The sequence below is a fragment of the Planktothrix pseudagardhii genome (assembly GCF_904830925.1).
Lineage (GTDB): Bacteria > Cyanobacteriota > Cyanobacteriia > Cyanobacteriales > Microcoleaceae > Planktothrix > Planktothrix tepida.
In genome coordinates this window covers 5,326,991-5,346,499 of sequence record NZ_LR882967.1, presented here as the reverse complement: position 1 = coordinate 5,346,499, position 19,509 = coordinate 5,326,991, and the positions used below count along the sequence as shown (strand labels likewise).

Genomic DNA, 19,509 nt, shown 5'->3' with positions numbered 1-19,509 from the left:
TAACTCAACACCCAGAATAACTCATGAGCCAATATCTTCAGACTCGAAAACTTTCCCTAGTAGACTATGGGAGCCGTAAGGCGGTCAAAGTGGGTGCCTATCGTCCCAGTCCCCTAAATGATCAACAAAAGAAATATAGCACTCACCGTTTTGCTCAAAAAGAACTACCCATTCGGGTGGATTTACGACATTATTTAACGGATGTAGAAGATCAAGGAGAGGTAGGAAGTTGTACCGCTAATGCGATGGCGGGAGCTTATGAATATTTGGCGAAACGAACGTTAGGAGAAGCGGGAGATGTGAGCCGATTATTCATTTATTATAATGCGCGATCGCTTGATGATGAAGTGGATCAAGATGCTGGAACAACCATTTTAAATTGTATTAAAGTCTTACAGGAATGGGGTACTTGTCCTGAGCCTATTTGGCCCTATGATCCCGATGCTGTTTTCGATGAACCTCATCAAGAAGCTTATGATGCAGCTTACAATTTTCGGTTAATGGAAGCGGAAAGAATTCCGGTTGATTTATATGCGATGAAACATTGTTTAGCGGAGGGATATCCCTTTGCTTTTGGTTTGCCTTTATTTGCATCTTTTATGCGCGAAGGAAATAAGGGAATTCCGATGCCTAAACCGGAACAAGAAGATTATATTGGCGGTCATGCAATGTTATGTGTCGGCTATTCTGACCCCTATCAAGTCTTTGTAGTTCGCAATTCTTGGGGAACAGATTGGGGGGATAATGGTTATTGTTATATTCCCTATGAATATTTAGCAAATCCTGCATTTAATGATGGGGATTGTTGGACAGTAAAAAGCGTTACGGATCTCGATTTTAGTGAAGGAGTTTGGTTTGATGATGAAGGAGAAATTATAGAAGATTCGGAGGAATACGAAGAAGAAGAATATGATGAGGATGAGGAATATGATGAAGATGAGGAATATGATGAAGAAGAATAATGTCTTAGAATCAATCTATATATAGGTTGAATATCAAGATTAAAAAGGTTATTTTTTTGTTGATAAAGGGTTAGTGGTGCGTACTTTAGGCTTACGCACCCTAATTTTAATGTTTTATTCTTAATAATCCTTGGGTGGGACTGAATAAAAAGGCTAATACAAATAACCCAAATGTTACTAATACAATAGCAGGGCCGGAAGGGAGATTATAAAAGTAACTTAAGTACATTCCGCTAATACTGGAAATTACCCCAATAATGACACCGAATATCATCACGAGATGGAGACGTTCGACTAATAAATAAGCTGTAGCGGCGGGAGTAATTAATAAGGATAAAACTAAGATGACTCCAACCGCTTTTAAACTGGCAACAATGGTTAAGGCAATTAATCCCATTAATCCTAAATTGAGCAGGTTAACTGGTAAACCTGTGGCTTCAGCACCCAAGGGATCGAAGGTATAAAACAGCAGTTCTTTATAGATTAAGGTAACAACCGCCAGAATAATAATCGCAATAATAAAGGTATCTCTAACATCCTCTCCCGTCACTCCTAGAATATTGCCAAATAAAAAATGATTGAGATCTATTTTATTATCTTTTTGAACTAACGTAATTAAGGTTATTCCCAAGGCAAAAAACGCTGAAAATACGATTCCCATCGCCGCATCTTCTTTAATACGGGAATAGGTTCTAATAATATTCATACAAATGGTACTCAAAATTCCAGCAATAAAAGCTCCGACAAAAATATTAGCATTGAGGATAAAAGCGATCGCTAAACCAGGCAAAACAGAATGACTAATAGCATCTCCTAATAAGGCTAATCGCTGCACCATTAAATAGCTACCGACAACAGCGCAAATAATTCCGACTAAAATAGCAATCGTCAGCGATCGCTGCATAAAACTATATTGTAAAGGTTCAATTAACAAATTGATCATGTGATTTCAACTCAAAAAATTGTAGGGTGCGTAAGCGCAACGCACGCACCAAATTTTATAAAATATTTATAGCGCGTAGCACGATAAAACCGGGAACGAGAGGTTAAGCCACTTTTTCAGAAAAGAAAAATACCCTACCCCCATAGGCTTGTTGTAAATAATCTTCTTTTAAAACCTGTTGACGATTTCCCGTCGCAATTATTTCTTGATTCAACAAGATTAAATCATCAAAATTAACAATAGATTCCCCTAAATCATGATTAATCACAATCACAATTTTACCCGATGCTGCTAACTCTCGAAATAAACTAAAAATTATGGCTTCTGTTTTTTGATCTATCCCAACAAACGGTTCATCAAAACAAAAAATTTCCGCTTCCTGCGCCAAAGATCTCGCTAAAAAAACACGCTGTTGTTGACCCCCCGACAGTTGACCAATGGGGCGATTTTTGTACTCAACCATTCCCACCCGTTCTAACGCCTGAGTTGCAATGCGACGACTCACCCCGGAAAAAGGACGTAACCACCCCGTTTTCCGTACTCTCCCCATCATCACAATATCCCAAACCGTTGCTGGATAGTCCCAATCAATTTGCGATCGCTGGGGAACATAAGCCACTCGTTGGCGTTGCTGACTCAGGGGTTTTCCGCCATACACCACCGAACCCGTCCCCATTGGAACTAAACCCAACATGGCCTTCATCAACGTACTTTTTCCTGCGCCATTAGGGCCAATAATGCCCGTTAGTCGTCCGGGTTGAATGTCCAAACTGATATCTCGAAGTGCTTCCACCCCTCGATAGTTGACGCTGAGGTGATGGACACTGAGAGACTGGTGCAGAGGATGGGGGAATTTTAGACTGTTCATAGCCGTTTGATCCATTGTTATCTGTATTTTATGGAGTGGTTTCCCCATTGACTTCCTGATCACGGAAGAATTTGAGGGGCTACTTTAGGAGGATTATTCTTCTAGTCTACTGCAAAAATGAAAAAATTATGAAATAATTAATGAAAAAATTATGAAAATAGCTGACCGAATGATGAAAATAATCACTCATAAGCCTGTATCTGTAGGATTTTTCAGTGTTTTACTGGGAATAATTTTAAGTGGATTAAGTAGTTGTACTCAATCAATAACCGAAAATTCTGTGAATCAGGATCAACCGAAAGTCGTATCTACCAGTACCATTATTGCGGATTTAACAGAACAGATTGGCGGGGATGAAATTGACCATCAAGGGATTTTACAACCGGGCGCAGATCCCCATGTTTATGAACCTGTACCCCAAGATAGTATTGCTTTAGAAAAAGCAGATTTAATTCTTTATAATGGCTATAATTTAGAACCAGGTTTAATTAAATTAATGAAAGCTGCATCCACCTCTGGAAAAAAAGTAGCAGTGGGAGAAGTGATTAAACCTTTGGATTTTCAATATAAAGGACAAACACAACCCGATCCTCACGTTTGGGGAACCGCTAAAAACGCTATTTTAATGGTTAATAAGATTAGGGATGAGTTAACTATTTTATCCCCTAAAGATAAAAGTATTTTTAATAAAAATTCAGCGAAACTAATTCAAGAGCTAACACAGTTAGATCGTTGGATTCAACAACAAATAGCAACCATTCCTCCTCAAAATCGCAAATTAGTCACAACCCATGATGCGTTTCAATATTATGCTCACGCCTATGGCTTAGAGGTAATGGGGACATTAATTGGGATTAGTACAGAAGAACAACCGAGCGCAAAAACTGTTAAAAATTTATCCGATTCAATTCAAAAAACAGGAGTTCCGGCTATTTTTGCAGAAACCACCATTAACCCTAAATTAATTACAACCGTTGCAGAAGAATCAGGTGTTAAATTAGCACCAGAGCAATTATATTCGGATTCGATTGGTGCTCCAGGGGGTGAGGGAGATACTTATGTTAAAATGTTAGTTAAGAATACAAAAACGATTGTTGAAGCATTAGGAGGAAAATATACCCCTTTTAATCCTAATTAACTTGATATAATAGCGTCATATTAGATGCTTTAACTAACGCCTAAAACTCAGTTTAAAAAGAGAAAAATTTTGATAGAAAATATGTATTCTAAGCTAACATCAGGACTATCAGGGTTTTCTATTAGGGGTCAGGCCAAAAGTTAGAACTCATGATTTGTTCTACAGAAAAAGGACAAACTTCAGGAAACTGATCATCGGGTAAATCGGTTTCTGCGATCGCTAAATCCCTCGCTTCTGACCAGCTTTCATTCAAGGCTTCTTCTAAACGGGATTTCAAACCAGGATTTCGCCTTAACAGTTTAGCAATAGCAGTGCGTTGAACACGGATGGTCGCACGCCAACTGTTTGTCTGTTTCCAATACTGAACCTGCCATTTCAGTAAATGAGCAATTAACTGTATGAAGCGAGATTCAAGTTGGTCATAATGGCGATTTCCCAAGTCTTCTAACTCCTCAATGAGATGAGCTAAATCTAGTTGCTCAAATTTCCCTTCCCGTAGAAGGTTAGATTGCTGGTAAACCCAGCTATAGAAGTCCTGTTCGTAAAGGGTTATACTCATGGGATATACTCGAACAGAGGATTAATATTTTGTTGATCATAGATTAACATAAGGAATTAGGGGATGCGATGGGCTTCGCCCAGCCAAAGGCGATCGCTAATCAAGGTTAAGCATTTAGAGACAGAGAAAAAAATATGGAAAATTTAGTTAAACATCAACTTCAAGACTTGTATCAAACCGACGATTATTTATGGTTACAAAAAACCATTGAAATATTAAAAATAAAAAATTTTAACAATTTAGATTTAGACAGTTTAATTGAGGAGTTAGAAAGTTTGGGAAGAAGCGAATTTAACAAAGTTAGAAGTCTTTTAAGGCAGATTATTATTCATTTACTTTTGTTGGAATACTGGGAGCAAGAGTATGAGCAAAACTATCGGCATTGGCAAGCAAAAATTATTGCGTTTAGAGATGATTTAAGTCATGAATTAACGACGACATTAAAAAACAAGCTAATTCCAGAATTAGACTCTATCTATCAGGTTGCTGTGAGTTTAGTTAGTAAAAAAACAGGTTTATCTCAAAGTCTATTTCCGACTGTTTGTCCTTATTTATTTGAACAATTATTAGAAGATAATTGGTATCCCCCAAATAATTTAAACCGTATTAATTAACAGAAGTTTTCATGCCTAGAGTTAGTGTTATTATTCTAACGTATAATTTTGATCGCTTTCTTCGGTGAAGCGTTTGTATGTTAACATAAAGCAAGGGATTCTCTGTCTAAGTCTGGGCGGGGATTGTTTCGAGGTCTAACTCGCATGGGAGAAAGAGGGGACTTTATGCAGTCAATAAGGGGTATTTTTAAAGATGGGGTAGTTCATCCCAGTGAACAAGTTTCTTATGGCGAATTTCACCCAGTTATTATCATATTCTTGGATACACCGACAACTGCTACAACAGTAGGTGTATCATCGGATGAATCTGAATCTGGGTGGGACAGGTTGTTATCGGTTATAGAAGATTGTCAAATGGAAACGGGAATACCTGATTTAGCAGATCAACACGATCATTATTTGTATGGTACACCTAAGCACGATGATCAAGGGACATAAAGTTTTTGTGGATACATCGGCTTGGATAGCTTTGATTAATCAGAGTGATCATCTCGCGGCTCAATCTGAACAAATTCTGTTGAAACTTAAGCAACAGAAGATTACTTTAGTGACAACAGAGTTTGTTTTGTTAGAAGTAGCTGATGCTTTATGCAGTACGAATTTGCGCCAGAAAACTTATGCTTATATTAATGGGATTAAAAAGGCGACCGATGTGATTCAAGTTATCCCTTTAGATCCAAATTTGTTGGATAAAGGTTGGGCGATTTACCATCAGTATTCTGACAAAGATTGGGGGCTAACGGATTGTATTAGTTTTGTTGTGATGAGGCAAGAAGGTATTACTGATGCGTTTACATCTGATCGACATTTTGAGCAAGCTGGATTTACTAAATTAATGGTGACTTAGGGCTAATTTGGATAGCCTGTTGATCAGCTAATAGTGGCTTGATTTAGTCAGCTACATCTTCCTAAATCTACTTTGGTCAGGGGGGGTTTATCTTTTGGGGCGATCGCATTTATCAGAAAATTTTGAACAATTATTAGAGAATAACTGGTATCCCATAAATAATTTAAACCGTATTAATTAACAGCAATTTTAATGGCTAGAGTGAGTGTAATTATTCCGACTTATAATTGCGATCGCTTTCTTACTGAAGCGATTGATAGTGTTTTAATGCAGACCTATCAAGATTATGAAATTATTGTTATTGATGATGGTTCAACGGATGAAACTCGTCAAGTTTTAGAACCTTACAAACATAAAATCAGATATTTTTATCAAGATAATCAAGGTTCGGCTGTCGCTCGTAATTTGGGAATTAAAGAAGCTAAGGGTGAATTGATTGCCTTTTTAGATGCGGATGATTTTTGGATTGTACCAGAAAAGCTGGCAGAACAAGTTAATTGTTTTGAGCAACAACCGAGTCTGGGTAGTGTGCATACAGGCTGGCAAATTGTTGATGCAGGAGGTGATAAAATTATTGATGTGGAACCTTGGCGTGAGATTCCTGATCTGAATTTGGAAAGTTGGTTAATGTACAAACCTGTAAAAACCAGTGGAATGATAATCCGACAAAACTGGTTACAACAGGCGGGGGGGTTTGATGGGGAGTTGCGCCAGTCCCATGATGTTGATTTGGTGTTGCGTTTAGCGTTAATAGGATGTGAAGCAGCTTGGTGGCGACGGGTGGCGGTGGGCTATCGCAGGTATGGGGGGAACACGACTAGAAACACCCAAACTCAAGCTGAATGTCTGCTGAATGTGTTAAATAAATTTTTTGCTCATGGGGATTTACCCGAACCTATTCAAAAAATAGAGTCGCAAGTGCATTATCATACTTTAGTGTGGATTGCTTGGTATCAGTATGAGCAAGGATTTTATGACGAGATGGCTCGATTTCTCAACAGGTCTTTAGAATATAGTCCCTACTACAAAATGGAAACGATTTCAGACTGGGTAGAGCAGTTTAAAAAATTCTCTGTTCAGAATGGCTTGAGTTTGGATATTTGTTTGTTGACGGATTTACCGAATTGGCAGCAACTAATTATGAACATGATGATAGACTGATGGCCATAAGGGAATCTTAAATGATGTGGATATTTTGAATTGGAATCTGTCAATGATTTAGGATGAAATTGTAGAACGATATTTAGTACAAGCGAGGTAGATAAAGCTAAATGGAAAACTACGAACGTTATCAATCTTTGGTGAAAGAGGCGTGGCAACATTATTGTCAAGGCGATCATGCTGGGATGGCTAGGTCATTAGAACAATCTTTGCAGTACACACCCTATTTCAGAGCGGAAACCATATCGGATTGGATCAATAAATTTCAAGATTTTAATATAAAACAACACAATAATATTAGTCAGGTCTGTCATCTTATAGACTCCGAACAATTCAGATCATTGTTAAATAAAATTCTAAATAATGAAACCGTGTTGATCCCATCCTTTAATCAGACAATTCATCCTCAGAGAAATAATTTTTTAGAACAAGAAATATTACGATATGCAGATGATTTTGGTTTAAATCCCAAAAATAAAAAGTTTCCCCAATATTTATTAAAGACATTATCGGGTTTGGGAGATTTAGAAAAGGCTGCTTTGGTTGGCAACTACTTCAGTGTTTATTCTATACCAGTTTTAAAACACCCAAATCAATTTTTGACAAGTCTCATAGAAAAAGTGAGATTAAGTTTCAACGAAAAACATAAAGATAATCTAACAGATTTAGATGCTGAATTGTTTTTTATAAAACAAGTGACATTACAAAACAATTGGATAAAACAAAAGGTTTATCAATTATTGGAAAGCGATCAACATCAAAACATCCCGATTTTGCAACTTTTTTTTAGATTAACTTCTGATTGCTTTTTTGCTCAAAAGTTAGCTTATTTTTATCGAAAGCAAGGGGGATTAATATCTCCTTTAGAGCTTTTAAAGCATATTGAAAAAAGCACGGGTGTCAAAGACAAAATATCCGCCCATATTGAAGGAGACATTGAGCTTTTGAAAAACGGTTTTCCTTTGTCAAACCTTGACTTTAATTTTCCGTGTAACCATTATCGATTACAAAATCAAGTTCCAAGAATATTATATGTTATTCATAATTCACTCCCCTATAAATCAGTGGGATATGCAACCCGTAGCCATGCTATAGCTCAAAGTTTAATTAAACAAGGAGTTCAGATTAGTGCTATCACTCGTTTGGGTTTTCCAAAAGATGAGATGGATTTTGATCAAATTCCTATTTATGATGAAATTGATCAAGTCACGTATCATCGCTTACCAACCTCTACTTTTTTTTACAATAAAATTCCCTTGCCTGAATACTTATCAAAGTACACTGAAGCTCTTTTCAATTATTCTCTTAACGACCGTCCCAATATCATACATTCAGCCTCTAATTTTATTAATGGAATAGCAGGGAACCATACTGCTAAACTTTTAGGGATTCCCAGTATTTATGAAATTCGAGGGTTATGGGAAATTACACGATCTTCTAAAGAACCCGACTTTGACAATTCTGATTCATTTAATATGATGAAAAGAATGGAAGTAGAAGCTGGAATGACCGCTACAGTAGTAATAACGCTTACTGAAGCCTTAAAAACAGAAATGGTAGAACGTGGTATTCCCCGTGATAAAATCACAGTGATCTCTAATGGTGCTGACCCACAGAGGTTTAAGCCTTTAGAACGAGACCGAGATTTAGAAGCTTTTTTGGAGTATCAAAATAAAGTAGTAATTGGCTATATTGGCTCAGTCCTGCAATACGAAGGAATAGAATATATTTTACAAGCATCTGCCCTTCTAAAGGCTAAAGGATTAAATAATTTCGCTGTCTTGATTGTAGGAGATGGGGATTACCTGGAGACGGTTAAATTGTTATGTAACCAATTAAATCTACAGGATATCGTCAATTTTACGGGAAGAGTATCCCATCAAGAAGTTGAAAGATATTATAGTTTAGTTGACATTACTGCCTACCCACGTAAAGGTCAACTGGTTTGTGAAATGGTATCACCTCTAAAACCTTTTGAAGCGATGAGCATGGAAAAGTGCGTCGTATCTTCTGATGTGGCAGCTTTAAAAGAAATTGTCAATGATGGTGTAACAGGGTTATTGCATAAGAAAGATGATGTTGAAGATTTAGCTAGAATATTTGAGATTTTGATTGAGAATGATTCTCTGCGTCTTCAACTCGGAAAAGCAGCTAGGAATTGGATAAAATCTGAAAAAGATTGGCAAATTCTAGGGAAAAAGTTTATAGAAATATACCAAAGCTTAAGCAATTGAAAAAAAGTTATTGCAAGTATTAAAATCTAGTCAACACTATAGTTTAATTCTAAAGGTTGATTTTCTTGACGATTGAGTGTCAAGGTATGACGGCCATCGTCATCTTGCCAACGAAACCGGGCATTTCGACCTGTAACATTAACATTAGACCAAGCCGGGTCTGGAATCAAATCAGAGGAAAAACTAAATAGTGACGCAAGTACACCAGTAGTTTCTCCTGTTTGTTCATAACAACAAGCAGGACTGGGTAAAATTTCGCGCTCCGCAGGGGAAAACCAGCCCTGCATAGGCTCGGAGGTTTCACCACAATAGATGCGTGAAGGTGTCATATGATCAAGTAGAGGTTTCAAAAGCAGTAATTCTCCATTCTCAGGTAATTCAATAAGATAGCCATTGTCATCGAGCTTCACTTCTAAGGACGGAGCAAAATGAAACCATTGCCGGATATGCTGTGGTTTTTTGGATGTGTCACAATACCAGTCAAACACTATTAACCAATTTCCTGGCTTGAATATTAACACTCGACATCGCTTGATGCTACGGAAATGTTTGCATACTGTTTCTAGGGCAATTACCCCAGAAGCATCTTCTACATAGCGACCTAATGCACTACTATATGGCTTTACACCCTTGCGCGGATAATTCTTGCCATCAAACTCTAGTGTGTTATGAGCACGAGTTGATTCACAATAAACACGATTTTTATCGGAATACCAGTGACCATCCTGCCATAACTCAGAATTGACCTCTGTTCTTCCTATATAGCCGTAGCGACCAGCATCTATTAGAATGCTATTACCTCTATCCGACCAGATGAAACTTAAGTCATCAGCTTGTTTATGGGTACGGGAATGAAAAGCAGCAATTTGGGCTAAATAGCTACTTTTGGAAAAATCATTGGGTATTCTTTCGGAGCTTTGACGCACTATGAAATAGCCTCCTTCAGGAAAGACAGCAATACGGGCAGAGGGAGGTGTTCCCGTTTTTCCGGCACTCACCACATAGCGCATTTCTGGTGTCCGCCACCGCCATTCAGCTTCCGTAGGTTCGCACAGCAAAGACTCACAGTCAGAATCACCAAAGTTTGCAAGATTACCGTTAGGTAGTACAAACCATGAAAGGGCAATCTCAATCTTTTTGATAAAAGCAAGAGTTTCGGCATCATTAATCACACCTGAATCTACCATAACTTTGAGAGTTTCATAAACCTCTCGAAAATAATAGGGTGAATGTTCAAGATGAATTCCGTCGCTGGCAAATTGCTTCTTAAGCATTAACTTCAATCGTTCTGTACCCTGCTCTAGTGCCTGTTTCATCAATGGTGATTCTTGAACCCAGAGGCGTCCCATCTGAATTTGTCCGGCAATTTGGAAAAAACCATGATTGTTGTGAAAAAGAATATTGGCATCGTTGGACAAATAGGTATGATGCAACATCAGCGAGAGCCATAGTATTTCCCGCGCTTGTGAGTCGAGTAGTCCTGACTGTGTACCTGCGTCAATGATGTGAGCCAAACGAGCGGCACGTATTCCTACTGCCATATCGTACCAAGCAAAAGGAGAGATATCTGTGTTTGCGGCGGTGTTTGAATGTTTATCTACCCAATCTACAGCGATTCGGATTGCAGGCTTCAAGAACCTAGTGTCATGGGTTTGATCGTAGCCATTAAGAAGACTTTCTAGCATATCCCATGAATGGATATGAAAATTCCAAGAACGCTGCTGTTCATTTTTGAGCTTCCAAGGTATTTCATCATCTAACTTGATGACACCATAGCCGCCTCTACCATTCCACCCGTTATTTAAAACCTCATTCGCTTCTTGAATCCAGTCAATTTGTCCAAAATAATTCATGAGAAGTTCACCTAAGATTCAAACACCTTAATATTCCTTTGTTGAGCTTCTGCTAATTTTAGTTTTTGTATTTGTATCAATATAGAGCCTTGCTGATCTTTCCAGGCTACTTGTCCCGCACTCAGACTCCGATTAAACCGTGTCATTTTTTGATCAACTTCTAATGTTTTGCCAAAAACGAATAAAGTTACAAAGGATGTTGGCTGATTTGAATATTGGTGAAAATGAAAACAACTGGTAGGAATCAGACTGTTAGCTTGATCAGATAACCAACCTAGTAAATCAGGTTCTTCCTGACCCCGCACAACAAAACTTAAAGTTGCTGTTTTAATTAAACTGGTGACACATAAATCGAGGGAAGTAAGAGATTCACTACCGGGATGATGAGCAATAATTGTGTCATCTTGCTTGAAAACATTCCATTCCGAGGCAAAGTGAAAATACTGGCGGTAATCATGGAAAGTTCCTGATCGATCGTAAAGCCAATCAAGGACAAGTAAAAATCGCCCTGGCCCCATGATCAGCAAACGATTATGGCGTATTCTCCTAAAATGGGTAGCCTCACAGTAGGTAACAGCACAACCATCCTCCTCAGCCGCATATAATAAAGCTGAACCAAAGGGCTTTACTTTTCTTGGAAAACTCTTGCCGTCTATCTCAACTGTATTGTGAGCACGAGTTGTTTCGCAATAAATACGCTTTGGATCAGAATACCAAAAACCTTGATTGAAAAGGTCAGAACCTCTTTCAGTACGACCGGCATAAGCATAACGGCCTGGATCAATTAGAATATCACGATTTTTGTCGTACCAGATAAAAGAGAGGTGGTCTGCTTGTTTGTGAACACGAGAATGGAAACAGGCAGTCTGAGCTAGATAGGAACTGTTAGCAAATTCTGGTTGCACGTTAGGAGCAAAAAGACGAGCGAAAGCATAGCCAGCAGAATAAAAAGCAGAAACCCCAGCTTCAGGGTAACAGCCTATCTGACCTTTCGATGTAATAGCTTGCAAACCAGAATTTTGATATCGTCGAGCCAGCCTTTCTATCCGAACCATTCCTCCAGAGTCCGTATCTCCCAAAGTGGTGATATAATAGTTAGGCTTGATCATCCACGTCAACACCTTTTCCATCGCTTCAATACACTCAGAAATTGCTGGATTTGTGATCAGATTTGTCTGCCTTGCACCAATCAAACTACCGAGAATCATGTAATGGTATCCAGGTGAGTGTTCTTTGTGAACATTGTCAATAGTAAAATGTTCAGAAATCAATTGAGAAAGTCTATCAGTTGCTAAGGTAAAATAGCAGCTTGAGTCTTCATCTATGTCAGCAAATCGTTTGGCGGCAGCAAGTTGACCTAAAGCCTGATAAAGACCATGATTGGAGTGAACTTTAAAAAAATTGTCGATAGACAGGAGGCGATGGTGGAATTGTAGACTATGGTAAAGAATTTCCACTGTTTCATCAGTATAACTAGAATCACGACAAACTGTATCCAAAATGTAAGCTAGTCGGTAGATACGTTGCCCAACAGCCATATCATACCAAGCGAAACTCTCTGATTCTGTTATCTCCTTTTCCAACAGCGATGCAGGATCGAGGTCAATAACGGGAATTTGAAAAGTATTGATCCAGTCTAGGGCATAATCAAAGGATGCCTTAAAATAGCGTTTACAACGCACCCGATCATCTCCAGTACAACTGCCTTTGAGTAAAAAAGACAGAGGTTCCCAAGCGTGCAAATGAAATTTAAATGAACGGTCAAATTTTCTCCAAGGCAAAGGAGGTGCTAGGGTAGGGAGGTGGTGTCCGTGGCGTTCCCAACCGTTATCCAACATTAGATCAAGACTTTTATGAAAATCTAGCGCATAATGTTTCGGCGAAGTATCTAACTCGTCAAATGTGACTTGGGGACGCTGAACTACAAGGGTACGAAAGTTTTTTGGCTCAAAGCTCGCAGGACACCTCATTGAAATTTAACTTGCCATTTCAAGCAACGTATACCATCCTCGAATACATCAAAATGGCTTCTATAGATAAAAAAGCACCCATTATAGGCAACTTTACTACCACGAGAGTAGGTAAAGCCTGTAGCTACGTTTCGCCAGTTTTCCAATTCCATCAGTTTAACCAGACGGAAGCTTTTCTTGAACAAAAGGAACACTTGTGGGCGGAGACCAAGGGAGGCTTGTTTTGCTTCAGTAAAAATGATCCAACCGGGACCAACATCCACAAACTTGCGAATAGGATGACCAATAATACCCAGTTCCCGAGGCATAAGGGGCGAGGTTTTTGGGGAAATATAAATGCGCGACCCTGTGCGTTCAGGCAGAGGAAGAGTTTCACTCAAGGCATGCAATGAGCCAAGATAATCATCAGCCCCCCAAATAATGCTATCTTTCTCAATAATTGCATCAGTATAGCGATGACATTTTAATTTCTCGGTCATTATAGGAAGGCAGATATCTGGATCTAGGTTAGTCACTTCTATCCAGTTATCACCGTTGTCCTCCGTTCTCCAAACACGTGATTCATGAACCATATCACCACTGCTAGCCCACCAAGTTCCGGGCAAGAAATGATCTGGGATGACAGTATGGAAATGTCTAATATCTAAAGGACTAAACTCAAGAACTTTATGCCAGCTGATACCGTCATCTGTTGAGCGCCATATTGCGTTAGGACGTAAACTTTTTATGTATTCTTGTTGCTTCTCTTTAAAATCAGGTCGATAGCGTTCAGAGTTGGTATAATACTCAGCAAACATAATGGCTCCGCCAGATTCTCCGATGGATGCCGACCCATGCCATGAAGCTTTCCCCGCACTAGCACTACCAATATACTCCCAGTTGTGATCAAAGAGTAACAAGGCTGCGTGCTTGTCAGGGTCCGTGACGGGATCATTCGTCCCTTGCCAGCCTAGACTTTGCAGAATATGACGACCAGTCGAGGTAGTGAAGCAATTCCACCAGCGGTAGTCTTCAAACCCTTTCGTTTGGATAGTTCTCCAGGACTCGCCCAAATCATCAGAAACGCACAAACTGCCTGTGCCACAAAGCACAACTGTTTTTGAAGGAGAACCAGTTGCCGAGTCTATTATATGTTCGGCGAAGTCCATTCCTGTCAAACTATCGGTAAGTTCTGGCAGAGAAATAGTGATATCTAGGAGTCGGTAACCACTCTCTTCAGGCAGGGGGATTGAATAACAGACAGGGGGATGAGAGAGGTTTATAGGATTTGTCTTGGATAAGGATTTCGTCGTGGTATCTGTCCCTGCTTTAATTCCTAAGAACCAGTCAATCTTCTCACCAGATTGCTTATCTACGATCTCGACCAGTTCAGGTTCCAGACCAGCACGTTTGATGGCATCAAGAAACCAGGAGCGACCTACATTGATCGAAGGCATATCCGCAGCATCTGGGATGTAAGCAAAATAGTCGGGACGTTTTTTAATAATTGATGTTGTTTTTGGCGGAGAATCTGGATCAGCACTTAGCCTGTAAGGAGCAATGTGCGTGAAAAACACCCCTCCAGGTTTAAGCACCCGTGCGATTTCACCCAGAGCTACCTCATGTTCCTCAAAATAATCGAAAACTAAACAGCCAAAAACGCCATCAAAACTAGCATTCCCATACCGTGATAAATCACGCATATCCACGCCTTCTTCATGATCTTGGCGATATTTACCATACAGTGAAACTGACTGGAGACGACCATATATGGCTGGAATTAGAACACGTTCCTCAGCACCATTCATGGCAAATCCTAACAAAATTCTATTTTCTGCCTGACTTCCAGACGGGAAGATTTGCAAAAGTCGCTCACCTAACTTTACTATGGTACGTGTTCTTGGTCTGGAGTGACAGTTTGGGCAACCAGTTTCATTTTTCGCCAAAGAAGATAGGTCAGCACCACAGATATCGCAGAATACAGGATCTGCTTCCTCTTGGTAGTCTGTCTCAAGAGTCGAGTCAGTTAAAACTGGTGAACCCGGTTTATGTCCAACAAACCATTCCACCGTTTCGCCACTTTCCTCACTGCAAAACTCAAAATGCTCAGGCTCAAATCCCACTTCTGCTAAAGCATTTAACAACCAAGTCCGACCAACTTTTATGCTAGGCAAACGGGTATTTTCTGGCAACCCATAGACAAGAGGATCGCATAAATAGGCAATATTGGGTGGGTTAGTTCCTTCTACAATTCGCTGACGTTTCAAATAAAATAAAGCCATCCCCCCTTGACGTAATATACGAAATGTATTAGCAATGGTGTCACTAAAGTTTTCCAGAAAGTCGAGAACGCCAAAACTCAGAACAACATCAACATTTTCCGATTCATAATCAGATAATTCAGCAGCCTTGATTGCTAACTCTGGGTTAGCTAGGTCTTTCCAAGATGTTAAAACTGGTGCAAGGATTTCTTTAAAATCTTTGGTGAGGGTTTTGTGTGCCGTATTTAGTGGTGTGTGAGGGAGTAAACGAGCTTGGTTGCGGGGAAGCTTAAGTTTCTGAGAAACTACATCACGCATTAATTGATCGAAACTAGCATCAATAACTGATACTGGCATTTCCGCTTTTGGTGTAGCTGTTTTTGCTGGTTCCGCGATCGTCGATAGAGAAGGCGATATTGCTTGAAAATTATTTGTCTCCATGATGATATGTTTTTTATTAAGTAAGGGTTTACACATATTAATAAGAGTCACCTGATTAGTGATCGGGTCAGTGGCAGCATAGCGACTAACGGTGAATCGTTTGGTCAAGGCATAAAAGTAATCATCTTCACCCAAAATACGAAAGCTACCAACTCTGTATTTTTCAAAAGCCTCTTGTCCATACCATCCTGTGATGTTCTCCTCTTTCTCAATTTCCCTAGTAGGTGACCCCGCCGTTAGCATTTCAACGGAAAAGAAAACACCGTTGGGTGCTAATATCCGTGCAATTTCATCTAAGGCAGCTTCCATATCATAAACATTCGGCATTATGTAACTAGCAAATACACAAATTTGAGAGCCAGACTCAATCCGAGGCATACAACAAACATCCGCTATAATATCAGGTCTGGAGTCAGGACGTATGTCTATACTTGTTTTTCCTGCAATTCCACGGGACTTTAAAAACTGTAACTCAGAAATGGAAGGACTAAAGATTAACAAATGCTTGTTAGCAAAGTCAAATTCTTGATGGATAATTTGGTCATAAGCAATGGCAAAACAGCGTTGGCGTTCTACCGAACCACAATCAGGACAACGACGACCATTCATTTCCACAAAACGTGCTTTCCCTGCTCCACAAATGGGGCAACACTCATTTAAAAGATTCGGTACGACTATGGGGCTATAAGGAGCTATTACCCCTTGTTTACTTGAGAGATTTATGGTTGATGTTTCCTTTAGATTTAGAATTGGAGGTGGATCAAAGTTTTTGAAATCCAGCGTTTCATCCAAAGCTAACTTTTCCTCTGAATGTAGATGAACTAAGTCCGATGCTGTGATAACTTCAATTTTGTCTTTTATACTGTCCAAGAATTCGGCAAATCTGTTAGCATCTTCTGGAACTGATTCTGTAAAATATTTTCGGTCAGTCAATTTTAAAAATGACCATGAGTGCATGACAAGTACAGCTACAGCATCTTCTCCACGCTCAGAATAGAATATATCCAAATACTCAATCATCGCATCGACGTTAGTGAAGTAGCCGGAGTTAAAATTAAAATCAAAAAAATAATTAAGATTGCGATACCCAGCCACGCAAGAGACTGGTATTTCAAGACAGCCTGATGACCAAAGAAACTGTTTGCTTGGTGATAGTGTGACTGGTTGCGTCGCACGAGAAATATTAAGACTAGAATCAAGTATTACTCCATGTTCAAACATCGCCTTTAGTAAGGCATTATTATAACGATAGCCACCACCACGGAATGCCACAGCTTTACTGCCAGTTACAATCTGATGTTGCTCACAGAGAAAATCTAAAGTAACACGAGCCAAAACATCATCCACTTTATTTAGAAGAAATTCTGGTTTAATATTATGCTTGCTCCAGAAAGATTGATCAAAAAAATTGAGATGAGCATGTAATTGCAAATCATGTCCCCGGCGATGGATTTCCCGCCCTACATCTAGTAGTGCCTCCCCATAAATATCTTTCTCACAATAATCTAAGAACATTGTGAGTTTGACACCATGTTGGTCGGCAATATCCATCATTTCGCTAATCCCCAAGCGTCCCTCTGGATAGTCTCCCCAAATCAAGCAATTCAAGGGATCTCGTTCAGCCCGTAGTGGTTGCGCTTCCACTAGGATAGGATTGTTTTTTATCTAAAACATCTGTTAAAAAAAGGCTTCGCAAAAACTTAATCGTATTAGGGACAACCCATCCTACCGAAGCCGGATAGGAAGGGACAATTAAACTAGAGGCTTGTAGATAAGAAACTTGATCACTTTCTATGATTTTATCAGCCGGAATTCCAATTTTTTCTAAGGTTTCTCGTTGAAAGCGTTGTTGATTTGAATTAATTAAAAACCCATCTATTGTGTTTAAATCAATGCCATTTTCTTGTAAAATTTTAATTCGGGGTAAAATATCAACCATCCAATGAAAATAGACATTTCCCGATAGTCCTGATAAAACAGCAACACGACCTTGAATTACCTTTAGGGGTGGAAGCTCATCTAATGAAAAAACCTGATGTTGACTCCAATCATAATTTTTACATCCGGGTAAAGGAGTCGGATAAAATTGAGACAATTCGGGAATTAATTCATTGTCTGAATTGAAAATTGCGATCGCATTACAGACATTCCACCAACTGGTTTTAGGAGCCACCCAAGCTCGTCCTTCAGGAATGAGCGTTACAGTAGAATTAAGATAGTTTTCTAGTAAATTTGCTGGAGAAAAATACTGTTCAATTCCGGGTGCGATTAACTGAGGTTTAAACTGTTGACGAAGTTGTTTTAAACAAGATTGACAGTCTAATCCTTGACATTTAGGTTTATTTTTTTCAGGAAATTTTACAGATTTAGGGAGTTTTAATTGATAGCGATCTTTGGCGAACGTTAAAATTAATTTTTTTTGATCAACTTGCTGCTGTTTTTCTAAAACCTCACTAACTTTTTGATAAAGTTCTGTATTATTTGGTTGTTGGGATAAAGCTTTATGATATTGCAAAGCAGCCCTATTAAAATGCCATTGTTTAGCTAAACAATTCCCCCAGTAAATATAAGCTTCAGTTAATTGGCGTTCAATCTCAATTGCTTGTTTATAATAACGTTCTGCACTGGGATAATTGCCATATTCCACTAAAACTCGACCTAAATATAAATAGGTTTGAGCTAAATATTTTTGGACAAGAGAAGCTTGAGGTATTGATTGTTGTAATAATATTTTTAAAAATCGACCACTAGCAGCCGTCGCTTGATCCATTATATCTTCACTGTTGAACCTTTCTGCCCACTGACAATAAGCTGTTATCCAAGATTGTTCTAAAGCTACAATTTTTTGCAGATAACTGATTGCTTCTGCGAGGTTATTTTGAGCTATTAATACAGTTGCACATTGACTGTGAAGCGAAATAGAATCCGGTTGAATCTTTAACCCTTCTTGTAAATATTGCAGAGCTACCGAAAACAAATTGTGCTGATAAAAAATTCGCCCTAAGTTTTCATAAGCTTTAACGAAACTGGGTTTAAACTTAACCGCTTGCAAATAATTTGAGATCGCTGCATCTATATTTCCATTTTTTAAATAAGCTTCACCTAAATTATTATAAATTTCTGCTTGTTCAGAGTTTAAATTAAGGGCTTGCTTAAAAAGTTCAATAGCTTGAGAATATTCCTCAATTTCTATCCATAAACATCCTAAATTATTATAAGCTCTGATGAGTTGAGGTGCAAGTTCAATTGTTTTTTGATAACTTTTAATGGCTGATTCAATTAAACTTTTATTTTGATAAACCACTCCTAAATTATAGTAAGCTTCAGCATAATTAGGCTTTTGTAAAATTGCTTGTTGATAGCAGTGAATAGCTTGTGATAAATTTTGCTGTTGTTCAAAAATAATCCCTAAATTATAATAAACTTCAGGCCACTGAGGACAAATTTGAAGTGCTTGCTGATAATAGGAAATAGCTTCGTTCAGTTCTCCTTGACTTTGTGATAACAAAGCTTTTTCAACGAGATCTCTTTCTCCAGAATTTTTCATTGCGATGAAATAGCCAAACTATTGAGAGAAGATACAAACCCTTTTATCCTCAACAACGAGAACAGCATCTTGACACTCCCACCCCTACGCTACGCGCTTAGGGAGCGGGTAAGGTTCGAGTGTCATCACTCT

The 19,509-nt window shown here is 38.8% G+C and carries 14 protein-coding genes; 7 read left to right on the top strand and 7 right to left on the bottom strand.

Annotation, left to right across the window (positions count from 1 at the left end):
- Positions 1-23 precede the first annotated feature (23 nt).
- On the top strand, positions 24-962 hold the full coding sequence (locus tag NMK36_RS23075) for a C1 family peptidase (protein ID WP_072718293.1): 939 nt from the start codon (positions 24-26) through the stop codon (positions 960-962).
- A 106-nt stretch (positions 963-1,068) separates the two neighbouring features.
- Here the strand turns inward: NMK36_RS23075 and NMK36_RS23070 are convergent, their stop codons facing one another.
- Together NMK36_RS23070 and NMK36_RS23065 are read right to left on the bottom strand one after the other, a co-directional pair.
- A complete protein-coding gene (locus tag NMK36_RS23070) occupies positions 1,069-1,905 on the bottom strand; it encodes a metal ABC transporter permease (RefSeq protein ID WP_254174712.1) in 837 nt (278 codons plus the stop codon).
- 103 nt (positions 1,906-2,008) lie between these two features.
- Entirely contained in the window at positions 2,009-2,773 is a 765-nt protein-coding gene (locus NMK36_RS23065; protein WP_254174711.1) for a metal ABC transporter ATP-binding protein, read from the bottom strand.
- 151 nt (positions 2,774-2,924) lie between these two features.
- Here NMK36_RS23065 and NMK36_RS23060 point away from each other — a divergent pair, with 151 nt between their 5' ends.
- On the top strand, positions 2,925-3,911 hold the full coding sequence (locus NMK36_RS23060) for a metal ABC transporter substrate-binding protein (RefSeq protein ID WP_367400267.1): 987 nt from the start codon (positions 2,925-2,927) through the stop codon (positions 3,909-3,911).
- Between the two features lie 121 nt (positions 3,912-4,032).
- On the opposite strand, the gene NMK36_RS23055 is transcribed toward NMK36_RS23060, so the two are convergent.
- On the bottom strand, positions 4,033-4,470 hold the full coding sequence (locus NMK36_RS23055; RefSeq protein ID WP_254174710.1) for a DUF29 domain-containing protein: 438 nt from the start codon (positions 4,468-4,470) through the stop codon (positions 4,033-4,035).
- Positions 4,471-4,604: 134 nt separating this feature from the next.
- Between NMK36_RS23055 and NMK36_RS23050 the strand changes: the two genes are divergently transcribed.
- The 5 genes from NMK36_RS23050 to NMK36_RS23030 all read left to right on the top strand — a co-directional run bounded on the left by NMK36_RS23050 (position 4,605) and on the right by NMK36_RS23030 (position 9,326).
- Positions 4,605-5,084, top strand: a complete 480-nt coding sequence (locus NMK36_RS23050) for a DUF29 domain-containing protein (protein ID WP_254174709.1) — start codon at positions 4,605-4,607, stop codon at positions 5,082-5,084.
- Positions 5,085-5,249: 165 nt separating this feature from the next.
- Positions 5,250-5,522: a hypothetical protein gene (locus NMK36_RS23045; RefSeq protein WP_072718718.1), complete on the top strand. Its 273-nt coding sequence runs from the start codon at positions 5,250-5,252 to the stop codon at positions 5,520-5,522.
- Positions 5,488-5,931: a type II toxin-antitoxin system VapC family toxin gene (locus NMK36_RS23040; RefSeq protein WP_245824197.1), complete on the top strand. Its 444-nt coding sequence runs from the start codon at positions 5,488-5,490 to the stop codon at positions 5,929-5,931. Before NMK36_RS23045 ends, NMK36_RS23040 begins: the two co-directional genes overlap by 35 nt.
- Before the next feature lie 192 nt (positions 5,932-6,123).
- Positions 6,124-7,092 carry a glycosyltransferase family 2 protein gene (locus tag NMK36_RS23035; protein ID WP_254174708.1) on the top strand — a complete coding sequence of 323 codons (969 nt, stop codon included), beginning with the start codon at positions 6,124-6,126 and terminating at the stop codon, positions 7,090-7,092.
- A 110-nt stretch (positions 7,093-7,202) separates the two neighbouring features.
- Positions 7,203-9,326: a glycosyltransferase gene (locus NMK36_RS23030; protein ID WP_254174707.1), complete on the top strand. Its 2,124-nt coding sequence runs from the start codon at positions 7,203-7,205 to the stop codon at positions 9,324-9,326.
- 26 nt (positions 9,327-9,352) lie between these two features.
- On the opposite strand, the gene NMK36_RS23025 is transcribed toward NMK36_RS23030, so the two are convergent.
- From NMK36_RS23025 to NMK36_RS23010, 4 genes are all read right to left on the bottom strand, one after another.
- The gene (locus NMK36_RS23025) at positions 9,353-11,179 is read right to left on the bottom strand and encodes a heparinase II/III family protein (RefSeq protein WP_254174706.1); all 1,827 of its coding nucleotides are present in this window, start codon (positions 11,177-11,179) and stop codon (positions 9,353-9,355) included.
- Positions 11,180-11,190: 11 nt separating this feature from the next.
- Positions 11,191-13,017: a heparinase II/III domain-containing protein gene (locus NMK36_RS23020; protein WP_254174705.1), complete on the bottom strand. Its 1,827-nt coding sequence runs from the start codon at positions 13,015-13,017 to the stop codon at positions 11,191-11,193.
- A 128-nt stretch (positions 13,018-13,145) separates the two neighbouring features.
- On the bottom strand, positions 13,146-17,474 hold the full coding sequence (locus NMK36_RS23015) for a methyltransferase domain-containing protein (RefSeq protein ID WP_254174704.1): 4,329 nt from the start codon (positions 17,472-17,474) through the stop codon (positions 13,146-13,148).
- Positions 17,449-19,377, bottom strand: a complete 1,929-nt coding sequence (locus NMK36_RS23010; RefSeq protein WP_254174703.1) for a tetratricopeptide repeat protein — start codon at positions 19,375-19,377, stop codon at positions 17,449-17,451. Before NMK36_RS23010 ends, NMK36_RS23015 begins: the two co-directional genes overlap by 26 nt.
- Between the last annotated feature and the right edge of the window lie 132 nt (positions 19,378-19,509).

Coding starts and splice junctions, on each gene's coding strand:
- NMK36_RS23075 (WP_072718293.1), top strand. CDS start 24: ATGAGCCAATATCTTCAGACTCGAAAACTTTCCCTAGTAGACTATGGG.
- NMK36_RS23070 (WP_254174712.1), bottom strand. CDS start 1,905: ATGATCAATTTGTTAATTGAACCTTTACAATATAGTTTTATGCAGCGA.
- NMK36_RS23065 (WP_254174711.1), bottom strand. CDS start 2,773: ATGAACAGTCTAAAATTCCCCCATCCTCTGCACCAGTCTCTCAGTGTC.
- NMK36_RS23060 (WP_367400267.1), top strand. CDS start 2,925: ATGAAAATAGCTGACCGAATGATGAAAATAATCACTCATAAGCCTGTA.
- NMK36_RS23055 (WP_254174710.1), bottom strand. CDS start 4,470: ATGAGTATAACCCTTTACGAACAGGACTTCTATAGCTGGGTTTACCAG.
- NMK36_RS23050 (WP_254174709.1), top strand. CDS start 4,605: ATGGAAAATTTAGTTAAACATCAACTTCAAGACTTGTATCAAACCGAC.
- NMK36_RS23045 (WP_072718718.1), top strand. CDS start 5,250: ATGCAGTCAATAAGGGGTATTTTTAAAGATGGGGTAGTTCATCCCAGT.
- NMK36_RS23040 (WP_245824197.1), top strand. CDS start 5,488: ATGGTACACCTAAGCACGATGATCAAGGGACATAAAGTTTTTGTGGAT.
- NMK36_RS23035 (WP_254174708.1), top strand. CDS start 6,124: ATGGCTAGAGTGAGTGTAATTATTCCGACTTATAATTGCGATCGCTTT.
- NMK36_RS23030 (WP_254174707.1), top strand. CDS start 7,203: ATGGAAAACTACGAACGTTATCAATCTTTGGTGAAAGAGGCGTGGCAA.
- NMK36_RS23025 (WP_254174706.1), bottom strand. CDS start 11,179: ATGAATTATTTTGGACAAATTGACTGGATTCAAGAAGCGAATGAGGTT.
- NMK36_RS23020 (WP_254174705.1), bottom strand. CDS start 13,017: ATGTTGGATAACGGTTGGGAACGCCACGGACACCACCTCCCTACCCTA.
- NMK36_RS23010 (WP_254174703.1), bottom strand. CDS start 19,377: ATGAAAAATTCTGGAGAAAGAGATCTCGTTGAAAAAGCTTTGTTATCA.